Source organism: Streptomyces chrestomyceticus JCM 4735 (genome assembly GCF_003865135.1).
In the GTDB taxonomy this organism is placed as follows: domain Bacteria; phylum Actinomycetota; class Actinomycetes; order Streptomycetales; family Streptomycetaceae; genus Streptomyces; species Streptomyces chrestomyceticus.
The window spans coordinates 4,578,564-4,595,350 of record NZ_BHZC01000001.1 but is presented as its reverse complement, the minus strand read 5'-3'; the positions used below and the strand labels follow the sequence as shown (position 1 = coordinate 4,595,350).

Annotated in this window: 16 protein-coding genes, 2 tRNA genes and 1 pseudogene; 5 read left to right on the top strand and 14 right to left on the bottom strand. The window is 72.0% G+C overall.

The features are described 5' to 3' along the window. Positions 1 to 126: 126 nt before the first annotated feature. Positions 127 to 1,779 carry a long-chain fatty acid--CoA ligase gene (locus EJG53_RS19685; RefSeq protein WP_125045940.1) on the top strand — a complete coding sequence of 551 codons (1,653 nt, stop codon included), beginning with the start codon at positions 127 to 129 and terminating at the stop codon, positions 1,777 to 1,779. Positions 1,780 to 1,821: 42 nt separating this feature from the next. On the opposite strand, the gene EJG53_RS19680 is transcribed toward EJG53_RS19685, so the two are convergent. The 4 genes from EJG53_RS19680 to EJG53_RS19665 form a co-directional block, all read right to left on the bottom strand. Beyond that, positions 1,822 to 2,448, bottom strand: coding sequence for a DUF6886 family protein (locus tag EJG53_RS19680; protein ID WP_218041924.1), 627 nt, complete (start codon positions 2,446 to 2,448; stop codon positions 1,822 to 1,824). A 130-nt stretch (positions 2,449 to 2,578) separates the two neighbouring features. Then, positions 2,579 to 3,340, bottom strand: coding sequence for a response regulator (locus EJG53_RS43925; protein WP_371858702.1), 762 nt, complete (start codon positions 3,338 to 3,340; stop codon positions 2,579 to 2,581). A 92-nt stretch (positions 3,341 to 3,432) separates the two neighbouring features. Then, the gene (locus EJG53_RS41540) at positions 3,433 to 6,783 is read right to left on the bottom strand and encodes a PAS domain-containing protein (RefSeq protein ID WP_371858701.1); all 3,351 of its coding nucleotides are present in this window, start codon (positions 6,781 to 6,783) and stop codon (positions 3,433 to 3,435) included. A 193-nt stretch (positions 6,784 to 6,976) separates the two neighbouring features. Further along, the gene (locus EJG53_RS19665) at positions 6,977 to 7,540 is read right to left on the bottom strand and encodes an SSI family serine proteinase inhibitor (RefSeq protein WP_125045939.1); all 564 of its coding nucleotides are present in this window, start codon (positions 7,538 to 7,540) and stop codon (positions 6,977 to 6,979) included. A 419-nt stretch (positions 7,541 to 7,959) separates the two neighbouring features. Between EJG53_RS19665 and EJG53_RS19660 the strand changes: the two genes are divergently transcribed. The 3 genes from EJG53_RS19660 to EJG53_RS19650 all read left to right on the top strand — a co-directional run bounded on the left by EJG53_RS19660 (position 7,960) and on the right by EJG53_RS19650 (position 9,161). Further along, positions 7,960 to 8,050: transfer RNA gene (locus tag EJG53_RS19660), tRNA-Ser, on the top strand. Between the two features lie 153 nt (positions 8,051 to 8,203). Next, on the top strand, positions 8,204 to 8,956 hold the full coding sequence (locus tag EJG53_RS19655; protein WP_125045938.1) for an HD domain-containing protein: 753 nt from the start codon (positions 8,204 to 8,206) through the stop codon (positions 8,954 to 8,956). Positions 8,957 to 9,088: 132 nt separating this feature from the next. Continuing rightward, positions 9,089 to 9,161 (top strand) — tRNA-Arg (locus EJG53_RS19650). Between the two features lie 78 nt (positions 9,162 to 9,239). Here the strand turns inward: EJG53_RS19650 and EJG53_RS19645 are convergent. The 10 genes and pseudogenes from EJG53_RS19645 to EJG53_RS19600 all read right to left on the bottom strand — a co-directional run bounded on the left by EJG53_RS19645 (position 9,240) and on the right by EJG53_RS19600 (position 16,252). Next, the gene (locus EJG53_RS19645) at positions 9,240 to 10,466 is read right to left on the bottom strand and encodes a tyrosine-type recombinase/integrase (protein WP_125045937.1); all 1,227 of its coding nucleotides are present in this window, start codon (positions 10,464 to 10,466) and stop codon (positions 9,240 to 9,242) included. Continuing rightward, on the bottom strand, positions 10,463 to 10,669 hold the full coding sequence (locus EJG53_RS19640; RefSeq protein WP_031012168.1) for an excisionase family DNA-binding protein: 207 nt from the start codon (positions 10,667 to 10,669) through the stop codon (positions 10,463 to 10,465). The genes EJG53_RS19645 and EJG53_RS19640 overlap by 4 nt, the downstream gene beginning before the upstream one ends. After that, positions 10,666 to 11,982: a replication initiator gene (locus EJG53_RS19635; RefSeq protein WP_125045936.1), complete on the bottom strand. Its 1,317-nt coding sequence runs from the start codon at positions 11,980 to 11,982 to the stop codon at positions 10,666 to 10,668. The genes EJG53_RS19640 and EJG53_RS19635 overlap by 4 nt, the downstream gene beginning before the upstream one ends. Positions 11,983 to 12,149: 167 nt before the next feature. Then, on the bottom strand, positions 12,150 to 12,395 hold the full coding sequence (locus EJG53_RS19630) for a SpdD protein (RefSeq protein WP_125045935.1): 246 nt from the start codon (positions 12,393 to 12,395) through the stop codon (positions 12,150 to 12,152). Between the two features lie 25 nt (positions 12,396 to 12,420). Beyond that, positions 12,421 to 12,615 carry a hypothetical protein gene (locus EJG53_RS19625; protein ID WP_030023165.1) on the bottom strand — a complete coding sequence of 65 codons (195 nt, stop codon included), beginning with the start codon at positions 12,613 to 12,615 and terminating at the stop codon, positions 12,421 to 12,423. A gap of 26 nt (positions 12,616 to 12,641) precedes the next feature. Continuing rightward, positions 12,642 to 12,833: a mobile element transfer protein gene (locus EJG53_RS19620; RefSeq protein ID WP_004986816.1), complete on the bottom strand. Its 192-nt coding sequence runs from the start codon at positions 12,831 to 12,833 to the stop codon at positions 12,642 to 12,644. A gap of 12 nt (positions 12,834 to 12,845) precedes the next feature. After that, a complete protein-coding gene (locus tag EJG53_RS19615; RefSeq protein WP_125045934.1) occupies positions 12,846 to 13,493 on the bottom strand; it encodes a DUF2637 domain-containing protein in 648 nt (215 codons plus the stop codon). A gap of 85 nt (positions 13,494 to 13,578) precedes the next feature. Continuing rightward, positions 13,579 to 14,955: an FtsK/SpoIIIE domain-containing protein gene (locus tag EJG53_RS19610; RefSeq protein WP_125045933.1), complete on the bottom strand. Its 1,377-nt coding sequence runs from the start codon at positions 14,953 to 14,955 to the stop codon at positions 13,579 to 13,581. Next, complete coding sequence (locus tag EJG53_RS19605; RefSeq protein WP_030023172.1) at positions 14,955 to 15,311, bottom strand: SCO3933 family regulatory protein; 357 nt, start codon at positions 15,309 to 15,311, stop codon at positions 14,955 to 14,957. The genes EJG53_RS19610 and EJG53_RS19605 overlap by 1 nt, the downstream gene beginning before the upstream one ends. Positions 15,312 to 15,467: 156 nt before the next feature. Continuing rightward, positions 15,468 to 16,252 (bottom strand): annotated as a pseudogene (locus EJG53_RS19600) (GntR family transcriptional regulator). A 110-nt stretch (positions 16,253 to 16,362) separates the two neighbouring features. Here EJG53_RS19600 and EJG53_RS19595 point away from each other — a divergent pair. Continuing rightward, complete coding sequence (locus EJG53_RS19595) at positions 16,363 to 16,770, top strand: NUDIX hydrolase (protein WP_125049456.1); 408 nt, start codon at positions 16,363 to 16,365, stop codon at positions 16,768 to 16,770. The last annotated feature ends 17 nt before the right edge of the window (positions 16,771 to 16,787 follow it).

Below are 16,787 nucleotides of genomic sequence, written 5' to 3'. Positions count from 1 at the left end.
GCCGTCGGGCGCCCGGAGAACGGCCGGATCCGTACGGGCCGGGTAGTGACATACCGCGAGGAACACCAGCACAATCGCCAGGAACTTACCCGCGCGTAACAGGCGCACCCTATGGGGAGGCTCCCGGTGCAGAGCACGATGCAAGACGTACCCCTGCTCGTTTCGAGGATCTTGACGCACGGCGCGACGATCCACGGAAAGGCCGAGGTGATCACCTGGACCGGTGCCGGTGAGCCGCACCGCCGCAGTTACGCGGAGACCGGCGCCCGCGCCGCCCAGCTCGCCCACGCGCTCCGCGACGAACTCGGCGTCGACGGCGACGAGCGGGTGGGCACTCTGATGTGGAACAACGCGGCGCATTTGGAGGCGTACCTCGCCATCCCCTCCATGGGCGCCGTGCTCCACACGCTCAACCTGCGCCTCCCCGTCGAGCAACTGATCTGGATCGTCAACCACGCGGCCGACCGCGTCATCCTCGTCAACGGCTCCCTGCTGCCGCTGCTGGCGCCGCTGCTCCCGCGCCTGCCGGGGGTCGAGCACGTCGTCGTGGCGGGGGAGGGCGACCGTTCCCTGCTGGCAGGCGTCCGGCCGCGCGTCCACGAGTACGAGGAGCTGATCGCGGGCCGTCCGGAGCGGTACGACTGGCCGGAGCTCGACGAACTGCAGGCCGCCGCGCTCTGCTACACCTCCGGCACGACCGGCGACCCGAAGGGCGTGGCCTACAGCCACCGCTCCCTCTACCTGCACTCCATGCAGGTCAACAACGCCGAGGCGTTCGCACTGGGCGGCAAGGACATCGCCATGCCCGTCGTCCCCATGTTCCACGTGAACGCCTGGGGCCTGCCGCACGCCTCCTTCATGGCGGGTGCCTCCCTGCTGATGCCCGACCGGTTCCTTCAGCCGGGGCCGATCGCCGAAATGATCGAGACGGTACGGCCGACCGTCGCCGCCGCCGTCCCCACCATCTGGCAGGGCCTGCTCGGCGAGCTGGACGCCACGAAGCGCGACGTCACCTCGCTGCGCAATGTCGTCATCGGCGGCTCCGCGTGTCCCCCGTCCCTGATGCGCGCCTTCGAGGAACGCCACGGCCTGCGCGTGGTGCACGCCTGGGGCATGACCGAGACCTCCCCGCTCGGCTCGGTCGCGCACCCACCGGCCGGCGTGAGCGGCGAGGAGGAGTGGACGTACCGCGCGACGCAGGGCCGCTTCCCCGCCTCGGTGGAGGCCCGGCTCGTCGGCCCCGACGGCGCACACCTGCCGTGGGACGGGGCGTCGGCGGGCGAGCTGGAGGTACGGGGGCCGTGGATCGCGGGCGCGTACTACGGCGGCGCGGACGGCGCCGACCTGCGCCCCCAGGACAAGTTCAGCCCCGACGGCTGGCTGCGCACCGGTGACGTCGGCACGATCACGCCGGACGGCTACCTCACCCTGACCGACCGCGCCAAGGACGTCATCAAGTCCGGCGGCGAGTGGATCTCGTCCGTCGAGCTGGAGAACCACCTGATGGCCCACCCGGAGGTCGCGGAGGCCGCGGTGGTGGCCGTACCGGACGACAAGTGGGGCGAGCGTCCGCTGGCCGCCGTGGTGCTGCGGGACGGCGCCAGCCTCAGTTTCGAGGAGCTGCGGGTCTTCCTCGGCGAGCGGGTGGCGCGCTGGCAGTTGCCGGAGCGGTGGGCGGCGGTGGTGGCCGTACCGAAGACCAGCGTCGGGAAGTTCGACAAGAAGGTGCTGCGGAGGCAGTACGCGGAGGGGGAGCTGACGGTTACGCGGGTGGGGTGAGGCGGGCGGTGGTTGCCGGGCCGGTGGTCGCCAGGGCGGTGGTCATCGGGGTGGGGTGAGGCGGCGGCGGGTGCGTACGGGAGGCGCCGTTCCCGAGGAGGGCCGCGGGCCTGCTGCCGTACCGTGCCCCGGGCCCGCGTCCGGCTTCGCGTTGCGCAGACGGATGCCGCTGAACCCCAGCGTGCTGGTGATCACGTCGTTCCAGAAGCCCCAGAGGTTGTCGAGCATCCGGAGCTGGATTCCGGCGTCCCGGTGGAGCCGGAGGAGGTCGCCGACCGGCTCCGGCGGGCCGAGCGGGTCGACCGGGCGGGTCGCCACGACGGCGTGCGGCACCGGCCCGCCGAACGGGCGGAAGGGCGCGGCGGGCAACCGGTAGGCGTACAGCTCGACGGTGCGCAGCCGCTCCAGCCAGTCGTACTCGATCACGTGCACCCGCTCGCCGCCGCCCGGCCCGAGGACGCGCGCCCGGTCCGCCGCGGACGTGCCCGGCACACACCACGCCATCGCCCGCGGGCACTCGCGCGGGAACCAGTAGTCCGGCGCCCGGTCACCGTCGACGGCCCAGACGTACGCCTCCGGCTGCCGGGCGGTCCCGGCGACATGCGGCACGAACGTGTCGATCGTGGGGTCCTCCGAAAAGTGCAGGACTTCACCGGGGCGGGGGCGCATGGGGCGTTTCTACCGCAGGGGGGTGGTGGGCCGCCGGGGTTTTCCACGGCTGCCCCGCCGGGCTCTTCCACGGCTGCCCTGCCGGGCTCCTCCACTGCCGCCCTGGTGGCTCAGTCCGTACCGGTCCCGCTCAATTCGTACCGATCTTGGCGAGCAGGTCCACGATCCGCGCCTGGACCTCCGCGCTCGTCGACCGCTCCGCCAGGAAGAGGACGGTCTCGCCCGCCGCGAGCCCCGGCAACTGGGCCGGGTCGAGGTCGGCCGATGTGTAGACGACCAGCGGAGTGCGGTTGAGCAGCCCGTTCGAGCGCAGCCAGTCGACGATCCCGGCCCGGCGGCGGCGTACCTGCATCAGGTCCATCACCACCAGGTTCGGCCGCATCTGGGCCGCGAGCGTCACCGCGTCCGCGTCCGTCGCCGCCCGCGCGACCTGCATGCCGCGCCGCTCCAGCGAGGCGGTCAGCGCCCCGGCGACGGCGTCGTTCTCCTCGGTCAGCAGGACCCTCGGCGGGTGCTGCTCGCTGTCGCGCGGGGCGAGCGCCTTGAGGAGTACGGCCGGGTCGGCCCCGTACGCGGCCTCCCGGGTCGCCTGCCCGAGTCCGGCCGTCACCAGGACCGGCACCTCGGCCGCCACCGCCGCCGTACGCAGCGACTGCAGCGCGGTACGGGTGATCGGCCCGGTCAGCGGGTCGACGAACAGCGCCGCCGGGTACGCGGCGATCTGCGCGTCCACCTCCTCGCGGGAGTTGACGATGACCGGGCGGTAGCCGCGGTCGCTCAGTGCCTGCTGCGTGGAGACGTCCGGGGCGGGCCAGACCAGCAGTCGGCGCGGGTTGTCCAGCGGCTCCGGCGGCAGCTCGTCGTCCATCGGCTGCGGCTGCGGCTCGGTCACCTCGACGGCGCCGTTCGGGCCGTCCAGCGGCTCGGGGCCCTCGCTGCCCTCGTCGGGCGCGGAGACGGCGAAGGCACGTCCCTCCGAGGTGTTCAGCAGGTGCTGCTGGTGCGGGTGTTGCTGCTGCTGGGACTGCTGTGGGGGCTGGGGCTGTCCCGGCGTGGGGGTGCCGGGCTGCGGGTGCGGCCGGGCCTCGGCGGAGGCGGCGTCGGACGCGGCCGTACGCTCCCCCTCCTGCGGCGGCTGCGCCAGCTTGCGGCGGCGGCCCGAGCCCGCGGCGGGGGTCGGGGCGCCGGGCGCGGCACCTCCGGGTGCGGCCGGCCGCTGCTGCTCGGCTCCGGCGAGCTGCTGCGAGAACGGCACGCCCTGCCCGAGCGTCCGCACACTGAACGCGCGCCCGTGGGAGTGGCCCGCGGCGGGCCCGCCCGCCAGGTCGTCACCCTCCGCCGCCTCCGGGGAGGCGGGCGCGGGCATGGGCTGCCGGGGGCGGCCGGGTCGGGTACGGGCGCCTCGGCCGCACCGGGGCCTTCGGCGGGGCCGTTCTGTACCTGGTGCTGTACCTGGTTCTGCGGTTTCTGGCCCGCGCCCTGCTCGGCCTCCACCGGGCTGGGGCGCCCACGCCGGCGCCCGGTGGGCGCGGGGGGCGCAGGGGGCGCGTCAGCGGCTGTCGGAGCGGCTCCCGGGCCGGCCGTCGGCGTGCTGCCGGGAGCGGCCGTCGGCCCGCCCTCGACGGGGTGCGCCACCAGCCCCTCCGGACCGGCGACGAACGTACCCGTCGACTCCGAATCGGCCATCGCGGCGGCGGCCCGCTCCTCGGCGGCCGCACGCCGCGCACGGCGCCGACCGGTCGGCTCGGTTCCCCAGCCGCCCTCGGGCGCGCCCTGCTCGGACACCGCACCGGCCGGATCGCCAGCCGTGTCCGCCGTACCGGGACGCGCGCGACGGCGACCCGTACCCGTACCTGCGTCTGTACCTGTGCCTGTACCCGTCCCGCCCTGCGAGCCGTCGGCCGGGCCGGGATTCTGACCCGGCAGGACCGGCAACGCGGGCAGGGGGGACTGCGGAAGCTGATCGGCGGCGGCGGGCGGCAGCGCGAAGGCCGAGTGCGCGTTGCGGACGGGGGCCTGAGCCTGGTTCGGGAAGGGGCGCTCGGCCGTGTCGGCCAGCGCCCTGCGCGCCCGGCGCCCGGACGGCGGCACCTGCCCCTGAGCCTGCGCCTGCCCGGCCTGGGCGTGAACCGCCTGCCCGTGCCCCTGCTCCTGTCCCGGCCCCTGCCCGAGCTGCTGTCCCTGCCCGTGCTGCTGCCCCTGCGCCTGGCTCTGCGGGCCGCCGGCGGCCGCCGGGAGCGCGGCCCGTGCGGCACCCTCCGGCCCGTTCTGCTGGAGCGGACGCCGACCGCCCGGCGGTACGACCTCGGCCCCCGCCATGCCCTGCGGCATCCCGGGCGCACCGGTCGTTCCCGGTTCCGCGCCGGGGCGCCCGGAGCCGCCCGTACCCTGCGCCCCGGAGGCATCCGCCTCATTACGGGCCCGGGGCACCTGACCGCTGCCGTTCCCGTTCCCGCCAGCCGCCGCGTCCCCACCCGGCTGCTGCGGCTGCTGCCGGCCCGGCACATCACCGTTCCGCGCCCGGCGCCGCCCGGTCGGCGTGCCCTCGGCCCCACCGTCCGTACGGCCCGTACCGTCACCCGCAGCACCGGACGTACCGGGGCCGCTCGCCCCTCCATCAGCCTGCGCACGCGCCTTCTGCCCAGGCACCCCAGGCGCCCCGGGCACCCCAGGCGCCCCGGCCCCACCGACCTGCCCCTGAGCCGACCCCTTGCCCTGGCCCGGCCCTTGGGCCCGCTCCTGTCCCTCTGCCTGTGTCCCCCGAGCCCGCTCGGCCGGCACCGGCATGACCGTCGTCTCGTTGCCCGTCACCTCGCGCGCCGGGCCCGCCGCGCCGGACACCGGCGCGCCGCCGGCCGTCACCGGCACTTCGAGCACGTACGCGCTGCCGCCCGCGCCCGGCACCTTGTGCGTCTGGAGCACACCGCCGTGCTGCCGCACGATGCCGCGCACGATCGGTGCGTGGACCGGGTTGCCGCCGCCGTACGGGCCGCGCACCTCGATCCGTACGACCTCGCCGCGCGCGGCCGCGGCCACCACGATCGTCGAGTCCCCGGAGGCGGCCTCGGCACCGCTCCCGGCCTTGCCCGTGGCGTCCACGCCCGCGACATCCGCGATCAGGTGGGACAGCGCCTGCGCGAGCCGCTCCGCGTCCACCTCGGCGTCGATCGGCGGGGCGTGCACCGCGAACTGGGCGCGGCCCGGGCCGATCAGCTCGATCGCGCCCTCGACACCGGCGGCCACGACGCGGTCGAGCGAGACCTTGGACCGGGTGAGCCGTTCGCCGCCCGCGTCCAGCCGCTGGTAGCTCAGCACGTTGTCGACCAGCGTGGTCATCCGCGCGTACCCGGCGGCCAGGTGGTGCAGGATCTGGTTGGCCTCCGGCCACAGTTGGCCGGCCGGGTCGGACGCCAGCGTGCCCAGCTCCGCCTTCAGCTCCTCCAGCGGGCCGCGCAGCGACTGGTCCAGTACGGCCAGCAACTGCGTGTGGCGCGCCGCCAGCGCATCGTACGGACGCCGGTCGGTGAACGTCATCACCGCGCCGACGAGCTGGTCACCGTCGCGTACCGGCGCGGTCGTCAGGTCCACCGGGACGGACCGGCCGTCCTTGGCCCACAGCGCCTGCCCGCGCACCCGGTGCTTGCGCCCGGAACGCAGCGAGTCGGCGAGCGGCGTCTCCTCCCAGGGCAGCGGCGTGCCGTCCGCGCGGGAGTGGTGGATGAGCGGGTGCAGCTCCTTGCCGCCCAGCTCGCTCGCCCGGTAACCGAGGATCTGCGCGGCGGACGGGTTGACGAGGACGACCCTGCCCTCGGAGTCGACGCCGACGACGCCCTCGGCGGCCGCGCGCAGGATCATCTCGGTCTGCCGCTGCTGGCGGGCCAGCTCGGTCTCGGTGTCGAGCGTCCCGGTCAGATCCCGTACGACGAGCATCAGCAGCTCGTCGCCGGTGTAGCCGTTGCGGTGGTCGGCGTACGCGGCCTCGAAGGCGGACTCGTACGGGGTCCGGCCGTCCTCCAGGTTCGCGCTGGTCACCTCGACCAGCAGCTCGCTGCCGTCGGTACGCCGCGCCACCATCCGCGTGGGCTTCGTCCGCGGGCCGTGCTCCTGCTCGTCGTGGCGCCGCATCGAGCCCGGGATGCGCTTGGAGTCGAAGGACGGCAGCAGGTCCAGCAGCCCGCGGCCCACCAGGGCGGTGCCCGGGGCCTCGAAGGTCTCCAGGGCGATGGCGTTCGCGTTGACGACCGTGCCGTTGCAGTTCACCAGCAGCAACGCGTCCGGCAGAGCGTCGAGTATGGCTGCGAGGCGAGCAGCGCCTCGGGATGGCCTGCTGCTCACGACGACGCTTCCTCCCTGCAGTTACCGCACCTTGCCGAGCCCGCCGCCACGTCCGCGGCGGGTCACTGGAAGGGAGTCTACGGGCACCGGATGTGGACGCGGAGACGGATGACGAGGAGGTAATGCCACGGGGTTGTGCGACTCGTCGCACGCCCGACATGTGCCCCGCGTCCTGAACTGGCCCGCTTCCAGGTCACGAAGCGACCGAGGGCAGCACCGGCACGAACCGGTTCCAGCGGCTGATCTCACATCCGTCGGCGCGGCTGAACTGGGCGTTGACGGGGCGTCCCGCCCACGTCCCGGTGACGTGTGCGGTGGCGGGGCCCCCGTACTGCATCGTGCACTTGCTGCCCTTCGGCACACCCGCGAACAGATCCTTGCCCCACCGCGACAGGCTGTCGAGCTTGTCGCAGGCGCCGCGCGCGTCGGTGTGGGTGCCGCGCGCCGGGTGGCAGTACAGCTCGTACGTACCGTTCGTGGCCGCCTTGCCGGAGTCGCTGACCGTGATGGTGAGGTGGTCGGAGGAGCGCGAGGGGTGGGGGAGGGGGGCGGTGCGGGGCGAGGAGCCGATGGAGAGGTCGGCGGGGGCGGCGGGGGTGGCTAGGGACGCCGGGGATGCGGGTGAGACCGGGGCCGATGCGGCGACCGGGGCCGTCAGCGCGAGGACGCCGAGGGCGGCGAGGGCGGCAGTGACGGTGGAGGTGGTGGAGACGGTGGTGGCAGCCGTGACGAAGCGGGACAGCCGGCGGTACGGCATCGCGGACTCCAGAAGGTGCGAGGTACGGGGTACCAGGTACGGGGATGAGGCGCGAGGTACGTGGGTCAGGGCCGACGGCGGGGCGGGAGCGAGGCGGTACGAAGCAGAGCCCCACCGGGCCCCGCCCCATCCCGTCCTTCCCGCCCCTCCAGCCCCTCCCCTCCCGTCCCCGCAGCGTCTACCGCGTCTAACGCGCCGCGGGGCCCGACGTTGCGCGCGGCCCGCCGCCCGCCGCGTTGTTTGAACCCCGTTCGATTCGCAGGACGCCGATTCGTACGGAACGCCCCCGAACCACCCCGTAAAGACCTTTGCCGGGCCGCCCGTCTGCCGAGTACCGTGGAGGTCGATTGGTGACAGCCCGCCGAGCTGTGCCATCATCTGGTCACGCCACATCGCGCTTGCGCGCGGTCGGGGTGTGTGGAGGCGTCGCCTAGTCCGGTCTATGGCGCCGCACTGCTAATGCGGTTTGGGTCTTAAAGCCCATCGAGGGTTCAAATCCCTCCGCCTCCGCTCCGTTTCGTTCAGGCCCTGGTCACTCAGACCGGGGCCTGAACGTTTTTCCCGCCCGGACGCACACGAGCCCCGCCGCGCGAGACGTCCGCCCCACCCCACCTGACCGAAACCCCCCGGGCGCGGCCCCCGCTCCCGAGCGACCCTGTCCCCATGACGCCCGAGCCCAGCCCCCAGTCCTGCCCCCCACCCTCTCCCTCACCCCCACCCCCAACCCCACCCCCAGACCTCACCGCAACCCGCCGCTCCACCCACACAGCCCACACCACCCACACCCACATCGCCGGCATCCCCCTCCCGGACTCCGCCCTGGCCAGAGAGGCCACCGACCTGATCCGGGACACCACCGACGAACTGCTCTACCACCACTCCCGCCGGGTCTACCTCTTCGGCGCCCGGCACGGCCGCGAGCGGGACCTGCCCTTCGACGCGGAGCTCCTCTACGTAGCCGCCCTCTTCCACAGCCTCGGCCTGACCGACCGGTTCCACGGCTCCCGGCAGCGCTTCGAACTGGACGGCGCCGACGAAGCCCGCAGCTTCCTCGCGGCCCGAGGAGTCCCACCGGCCCGCACCCGCCTCACCTGGCAGGCCATCGCCCTGCACACGACCCCGCAGATCCCCCACCGCATGGCCCCGGAGATCGCCCTCCTCGCGGTCGGCTACGAACTCGACGTCCTCGGCATCGGCTACGCCACCCTCCCGCCGGACACCCGCAACGAGATCCTCACGGCCCACCCCCGCCCCGGCTTCAAGCGCCACATCCTCCGCGCCTACCACCGGGCCCTCGCCCACCGCCCGGAAACCGCCGCGGGCACCCCCCAGGCCGACGTCCTGGCTCGCCTCGATCCGGACCACATCCGTCCGGACTTCGTACGGATCCTCGAAGACTCCGCCTGGCCCGAGTAGCCCCAGCCGCCCACCGCCACCGCGTTTCCGCAGGTCAGAGGGGGTGTGCTGATCGGATTTCGCCTCACGGCGAGGTTCGTGTAATGTTCTTTCTGCAACGCCGACCGGCAAGAAAAACCGCCGGAAAGCCAAGCGCTCGTAGCTTAACGGATAGAGCATCTGACTACGGATCAGAAGGTTGCAGGTTCGAATCCTGCCGAGCGCACAGCAGGTCAAAGCCCCCGCCGGGTAATCCGGACGGGGGCTTTGTCGTGCCGTACAGCAGCGAAATACAGCAACCGGGTCAGCCGGTGCCGCTTACAGCTCCCGAAAGACTGTCGAGCGCGGCTCGCACGTCTTCCTCACTCGCCTCCGCGTACACCTCCATCGTCATCGCGATCTTCGAGTGCCGCAGGATCACCTGCGCGACCTTCGGGTGCACCCCGAGGGCCACGAGCAGCGAAGCGCACGTGTTGCGCGTCTTCTGGAGCGGGATCAGCCGCAGCCCGGCCCGGCGAGCCCGCAGAGCGAACATGCGCGTCAGGTTGCCGGGCTCGATCGGGGTGCCGTACTTCGTCGTGAAGATCAGCTCGCGGTCGTCCTGCCAGAGATCACCGGCCGCCTTCCGGTCGCCGGTCTGCTGCGCACGCCGCATCCGGAGCGCCTTCAGGCAAAGCGCCGGCAGCGGCAAGAAGTCGTCCGATTCCTCGGTCTTCGTCTCCCGATGCAGGATCTGCCGTCCGGCCCGCTGGATCTGGTGATCCACGTACAGCTCACCCGCCTCGAAGTCCACGGACTTCCAGGTCAGCCCCAGCACCTCACCCCGGCGGAGCCCCAGGCACAGCACGAGCACCCAGGCCGCGAACAGCGGATCTTCCCGCGCAGCCGCATCAGCAAGGAACCGGCTGGCTTCCACGACGGACCACGGCTTGATCCGGCGACGACGCGGCTTCGGCACCTTCACCAGGGAGGCGACATTCTTCCCGATCTCTTCCTCAACTACCGCATGGGTCAGAGCGGCCCTGAGCGCGTCCCGAGCAGCCTGAATCACCCGCCGGGACGTGAACGCCTCACAGCACTCCCCAGCAGCGCAGCAGCGGCGACGAGCGGGCGCCCGTTTCGCGTCCTTTCCCTGGGCACAGCACTGGCACTCGGACGCGAGCTTGGTCAGCCACTCGCGCACGTCCCGGACGGTCAGCTTGTCCAGCCGCTTGGCGCCCAGGTGGGGCGCGATGTAGAGCCGGACGGACCCCTCGTACGAGACGTAGGTCAGCGGCGCCAGGTTCGGCTTCACGATCGACTCAAGCCAGTATGCCAGGAACGCGGCGACGGTGCGGTGTCGCGTGGCCACCGGCCCCTTCTTCGCGTCGGCGTGCAACTTGATCCACTTGTCGTGGACCTCTTCGCGTGTCTTGCCGTAGACGTACTTGCGCTTCTTCTTGCCGTCCGGCGTGGTCACCCAGACGTACGCGGCGAAGCTGTTCTTGTACGGGTAGATGGACCCCTCACCGTTACCGCGCTTGCCGCTCATGCGGACCACTCCTCGGCCGCAGTAGCGCAGCGGTTGACGTACTCGTCGACCCAAGCCGGGAGGATTCGCCGGTTACGCCCGATCTTCACCGAACGGATCTCGCCGGTGAGCACGAGCATCTTGGTCTTGGACAGTCCGAAGCCGAGCATTTCGGCCACTTCGGCGGTGGTGTGCCACTTCCTCTCGATGACGGTGGTGGTCATGACCGGTCGTCTCCTTCAGCGTCGAGCGCAGCGCGGTGTTCGCGGGCGGTGTCACGGGCGAGGGATTCGGCGAGCCAGGTTTCGGCGTCGGTGAGGCCGGTACCGGCGTAGACCCAGTGGGCGAGGACGAGGGTGGTGTCCTGGTCGGTCCCGGTCTCTGCTGCGGCCTGAGCACGGCGCCATTCGGCGCGGGCGTTGCGGAGGGCGCCGAGGGTGGTGGAGTAGCGGCGGGACTTGGTGGAGAAGTGGCCGCGGAAGCCGAGCATGTGGGCCCAGGCGCGGAGCCGAAGGCCTTCCAGTTCCTTGCGGGCGCCGAGGGTCCAGGCGGTTCGGACCAGGCGGCGGGCGTGGTCGTTGATGTCGAGCTGGGCGAGTTCGGCGAGGAACTTCAGCGGGCGGTCGAGGGCTCCGGTCGCGGTCTCGGCGCCCTTGGTGGCGTACTTGGCGATGTACGCGGCCACGGCCCGTTCGGTCAGCTCCTGGCCGCCGTCGAAGTCGGCCGAGCGGATGGTGCGTACGTCGAGCTGGCGGCCGAAGGTGAAGACGTGCGCCCGGCCGTCGATCACGGGGCCGTCCACGCGGGCGGCGGTGGCGGCGGCCTGGATGGCGTCGGCGAGTAATTCGGCGGTGGCCCAGGCGGGCGGCGGGGTGTCGCTGCCGGTCGGGCCGTCGAGGCGGATGACCGCGTGGAAGTGGACGGCGCCGCGCTTCTGGTACTCGGCGACCTTGGCGAAGGACACCCGGGCGTACTGCCGGAACGCGCGCTGCGTGAGGCCGGCGCGTTTGGCCACCTCCCGGCGCAGGTAGATGGAGAAGCGCCGCCAGAGGGCACCGGCGTGAGCGTTCCAGAGGACGGCGGCTTCGTAGTCGTAGGTGTCGGGGGCGAGTGCGGTGCCGAGGGCGGCGTCGTCCTGGTCGTGGAAGGCGCCGCAGCGGCAGCGGCGGGCCGAACCAGTGGGCCCGGTAGGGCGGTTGTGGACCGGGCCGAAGCCTGGCGCGGTGAAGGTGGCGAAGACGCGCGGGTGGGCGGCGACGCGTTCCGGGACGCCTTTGCCCCCGCGTAGGCCGGAGGTGATCAGTTGGAAGGTGTCCCGGCGGTACACCTCGGAGCAGGCCGCGCAGCGGGTCGTACGGCGGTTGTTGCAGCGGACCAGGAGGTGACCGGCCGGGAGGGTGGAGGAGTCGAGGTGGTGGAGGACGTTGCCGATCTCGCCGGTGTGGGTGTTCAGGGCGTGTTCGGTGCGGTGGCCGTCGAGGCGGATCGGGTGGGTGCAGCCGCCGAGGCTGGAGAGCTGGCGCAGGAGTGCGGGCATGGTGCCGAGGGCGGCCAGTTCTCCGAGTTCGGTGAGCGGGGGTTGGGTGGCGGGGGTGATGATGGCCTTTCTCCTTCTGGCTTCGGCTGGAAGGGGGAGGGCCCCCGGGGCGGCGGATGCTTGGCGGTATCGAGGCCGGCCCGGGGGTTCGGTGTACTGCTGGTCAGTCAGCGGCGGTGGTGATCGCGGAGCAGCGAGCGCAGGACGACAGCGGCGACCGCCACGGACACGGCCGAGACGGCGACGGCGGCCAGGAGCGCGGTGAGCACGACGCCGCCGAGGAGGACGGCCGCGACGGCCCCGGTGCTGACGGAGATCTGAGGGACGGGCCGCCGGGCGGGGGCCGAGTCGGCCGCGGTGGAGGTGATGTGTGTGGGCGGCGTCGGACTGTCGGGGTACTTGGGCAGAAACACGGCAGAGCTCTCCTTACCTACTCGTCTAGTCATGTGAGCCGTTGATGATGTTCACGCCGGAGCGCGTGCCGTTCTCGATGGCCGGCGCCATGAAGGTGTGCGAGAGCCAGAACCCGAAGAGCGCGATCACCACGACGATCCAGATGCGGACGCCGAGGTACTTGACCGCACCCCAGGCGAAGAGGCCGAGGACGACGACGAGCGGCAGGCTGACGGTCACGGGGCGGAATCCTTTCGGCGCATGGATCAGCGGACGGGGCAGCGGTGGGTACGTGCGGCCAGCTCGGCGGCGGCGCGGCTGTCGTAGTCGGCGGAGAAGCCGCAACGCGGGGCCGTGCAGGCGGCGGTGTGCTTCTCCCGGCCGCGACCGTCGTAGGACGTGCCGACCTGGACGGGACCGATGCGGGTGACCGAGCGGAAGCGGCGGTTGGCGCTCATGTGGATCTCCTCTCAGAGCTGAGCGGCGATGGCGTCGGCGATCGGCAGGGATACGCCGAGGCGGGCGCGCAGGGTCGGGGTGTCGATGGCGGTGCCGGTGCGGGTGTGGTGCTCGGTGGCGACCTTGCGGGCGTGTTCGACCAGGGCGGCCGGGACGGAGACCGCAGGGGGCGCGGGAGTCGGTTCGGGGATCGGTGGCGGCGGGAGTGCCGGTGCCGGATCGGGCGCGTCCTCCTGGTCCCCGATGGTCGTGGGCTTCTCCTGGTCCTCGACTGCGTCGGGCGCCTCTGCCGGAACCGCTGCGGAGTGAACGAGGAGCGTGCCGCCGAGGAAGGCGACGGCGGGCCAGCCCGCGACGATGATGCGCAGCCAGGCCGGTACGTCGTCCAGGTCGAGCAGTCCGGCGGTGGCTACGTTGGCGCCCAGGGAGGCGCCCAGCGCGATCACGAACCAGCACCACCCGGCCGCTTTCTCGTCGCTGGTTCGCAGCCGCCGCCAGGCAGCCACCAGCAGCAGGTCGACGGAGACGGGGTACGCCCATGCCTTCCACCCGTCCTGACCGGCCGCCGAAGCGATGTCGTGCAGGTGGGCGAAGGACAGAGCAGCGGCGATGACCGCCTGGACGAGCACCGCATCAACGCGGGCCAACAGGGCGCGCATATTGCGGCTCCTTCCGGATTCAGGCATGGCGGGGGTAGGGACACGGCGCGAGGTATTCGCGCCAACCGGGGTGTGGAAGTGGAGTTCAGCCAGTTGTTGGTTGCGGCCGAACGACCGAGACCAGGGACTTGCCCGGCCGTACTGGCACAGCTGGCCGGAACGGCTGGAGCGCGGGCAGGTCGGGGACCAGGTGAGCCGAGTCGTGGCAGGTCTCGGCAGCCTTAGCGAGAGACAGGTACGGCGTACGGACGCGGGACCAGCCGCCGGATGCGTCGCCGATCACGGCGAGTCCGGGCTGTTCGGGGGCGATGGCGCAGGCGGCGGCGACCGCTTCGGGCGCGATGTCGCCCAACGCCATCTTGGCGGAGGCTTCATCGTTCACGCGGTGGCAGACGCGGCCGGTCAATTGGGCCCGTAGCATGGTCGCCCCCTTGCCCAGTTCGGCGCCGAAGCGCTGTCCGCAGACCTCCAGGTAGATGCCGGCCGCCCGGCCAAGCTGGGCGAGGCGGATGAGCTGGGTGACCATCTCGTCCCGGCGCTGTTCGTCCTTCTTCGTGGCGACGAGGAAGAGTTCCGCCACCTCGTCCACGAACAGCACGACAGGTACCGGGCGTTCATGCTCAGGCAGACCCCAGACGTCGGAGGTGATCTCCTCGTCCGGTGTGTCCGGGGCGATGCCCTGCCGGGCCTTGATCAGGTCGTACCGGTCCTCCATCTCCTCGATGAGCACCGGCAGCAGTTCCGCAGCCTGCTCAGGATCGGTGGCCAGCGCCGAAAGCCGGGCCGCGAACGGCGCCAGTTCCACGCCCCGTTTGCAGTCGATGCCGACCAGGGCGACGGGCTGCCGGGCCAGCCCGGCGATGAGGTGGCGCAGGTACATGGACTTGCCCGACAACGTCGCCCCGAGGGTGAGCCCGTGCGGCACGGTGCGGTAGTCCCGTACGAAGGCCGTGGCGTCCTCCCGCAGCGCCACCGGGACCTTCAGCAGCCCAGCCGGGAGCTTGCGCGGCATGCGGACCTTCCGCAGCACGTCGAACCCGACCAGCCGCAGGTCGATCACGCCGGGTTTGACGGGCGTCACGTACACGGCGTGCACGCCCCACGCATGGCGCAGGCGTTCGGCGGAGGCCGCCACGTCGGCGGGTTCCTGCCCGGGGGCGAGCCGAAGTCGAAGCCGTAACCCCGTCGTGGTCGGCCGGATGATGCCGCGACGCGGAGGTACGGGCCGGACCTCGCGGCGGGTGGTGGCCTTGACCGCCAGGACCCGCAGCCGGGAGGGAGTCACGGTCAGGCCGCACGCTTCCATGACCGAGCTGTACGAGCCGAGCAGCCGGGCCGTCGAGACCGGCAGGCCGACCGTGGACCAGTAGACCCCCGGGTGTCGTGCCCGGGTGTAGGCGGCCCCACCGCCGAGCGCAGCGACGGGACCACCTACCTCCAGAAGCGTTGCCAGGTCGGTCATCAGGCCGCGTTCCCCATGGCGGCCGGGAAGGCGGCCGGAGTGACGGCGGCGGCCCGGTAGGCGATGCCGTGCCGCTGCTGGCCGTTGAACACCGACTCCCACGGCCGGGCGACCAGGCCGGGCAGGGAGACCGGGGCGCCGAGCGCCAGGCCCTCGGAGGCACCGCTCTCCGGCACGGTGACCTTGATCAGGGACGACTCTCCTTCCTCGATGTAGACGACGCCGATCGTCATCAGTGCTTCGCCGCTGTTGGTGTCCTTGGCGATCTCGCCCGTCTTGCGGTCGCGGACCTTGGGCTCGGGCGCTTCGGTCAGCAGGATCGTCGCGGCCGAGGTCTCCACACGGATGGTGCGCAAGGCTTCTTCCCATCTACTCGTCTAGACAAGTTGCAGTCTTCGCGCCCGGCTCTTCCGGGAGCGTGGACCACCTTGCCACACAACTTGCCCACTCGTCTATACGAGTATGCGTGACGGGGTGTACGAGTCCGAAGAAATGGCCTCGCGCACCGCCGGTCAGGTGGCCGGGAGCTGGTAGGAGAGGACGTACGCGTCCGCCGCCATCACCGTGTCGCAGACCTCCACGGCCCGCTTCTCCGTGTCGTACGCCGTGCGGATCAGGTGGATCACGGGGACACCGGAGGCCAGTTGCAGCGTCTTGACCTCGGCGGGTGAGGGCATCCGGGCGCGGATCTCCTCCTCGAAGTGGTCGAGATGGTGGCCCAGCTCCTCAAGCCGGGCGTAGATGCCGCCGGGGCCGGGGTTGGGCTCGGCGATCTGAGTGCCGCGGGCGATGTCGAGCGGCAGATACGAGGTGGCGAACTCAACCGGCCGGCCGTCAAGCAGGTAGCGGCGCCGCCGGGCGAGCACCCGCCGCACGGAGCCGAGCCGGGCGGAGATGTCCTGACTGGCCTTCTCCTCCTTGACCTCCAGGCCGTCCACCTTCGGGTGACTGCCGACGGCATCGGCCTCCACGATGAACGCCGACTTGCCCTGCTCACGGTGACGCCGGGCGAACCGGTCAGAGGCGAGGCGCCGGACGGGCGGGCGCGGCCGGACGAACACGCCCTTGCCGTGCTCGGCATGGACCAGGCCCTCCCCCTGGAGGACCGAGAAGGAGTTCCGCACCGTCATACGGGAAACCCCGTAGTGCTCCACCAGCTCAGCTTCCGAGGGCAGCTTCTCCCCTCCCTGAACCGGCCACGATCGATGGCCTCGCGAAGCTGATCGGCGATCTGTCGAAAGACCGCACGATCACTCGTGGGGTCGAGAGCGCCAAGAACGCTCGGAAGAGACGTCACGTGGACTACTCCTTTAGGTATCTAGACGAGTGGGCGAGTGCTATTGCTACGGTGGAGAGCCTAGCCATCCGAAGGGGCCGAGGAACGTGAGCACCGACCGTCCGCACTCCGTGAGCGTCGCCGGAGTCATCGTTGACGACCAGGGCCGGGCTCTCCTGATCAAGCGGCGCGACAACGGCCACTGGGAACCGCCGGGCGGAGTCCTCGAACGCGAGGAAACCATCCCGGAAGCCCTTCAGCGCGAGGTGCTCGAAGAAACCGGCATCAAGATCGAGCTTCCGGCGACCTTGACCGGTGTCTACAAGAACATGACGGGCCTGATCGTTTCTCTGGTCTTCCGCTGCCGGGCCGCCGACGGCACCCCCACCACCGGGGACGAAACCCGCGCGCTGCGGTGGGCCACCCGCGAAGAAGTCACCGAACTCGCCGACGAGGCGTACGCGATCCGCGTCCTGGACGCGCTCGACGCCATGAGCCCGCCGGCCGTCCGCGCCCACGACGGCGTGAAACTCGTCTAGCCCGAACCCGCTGCACA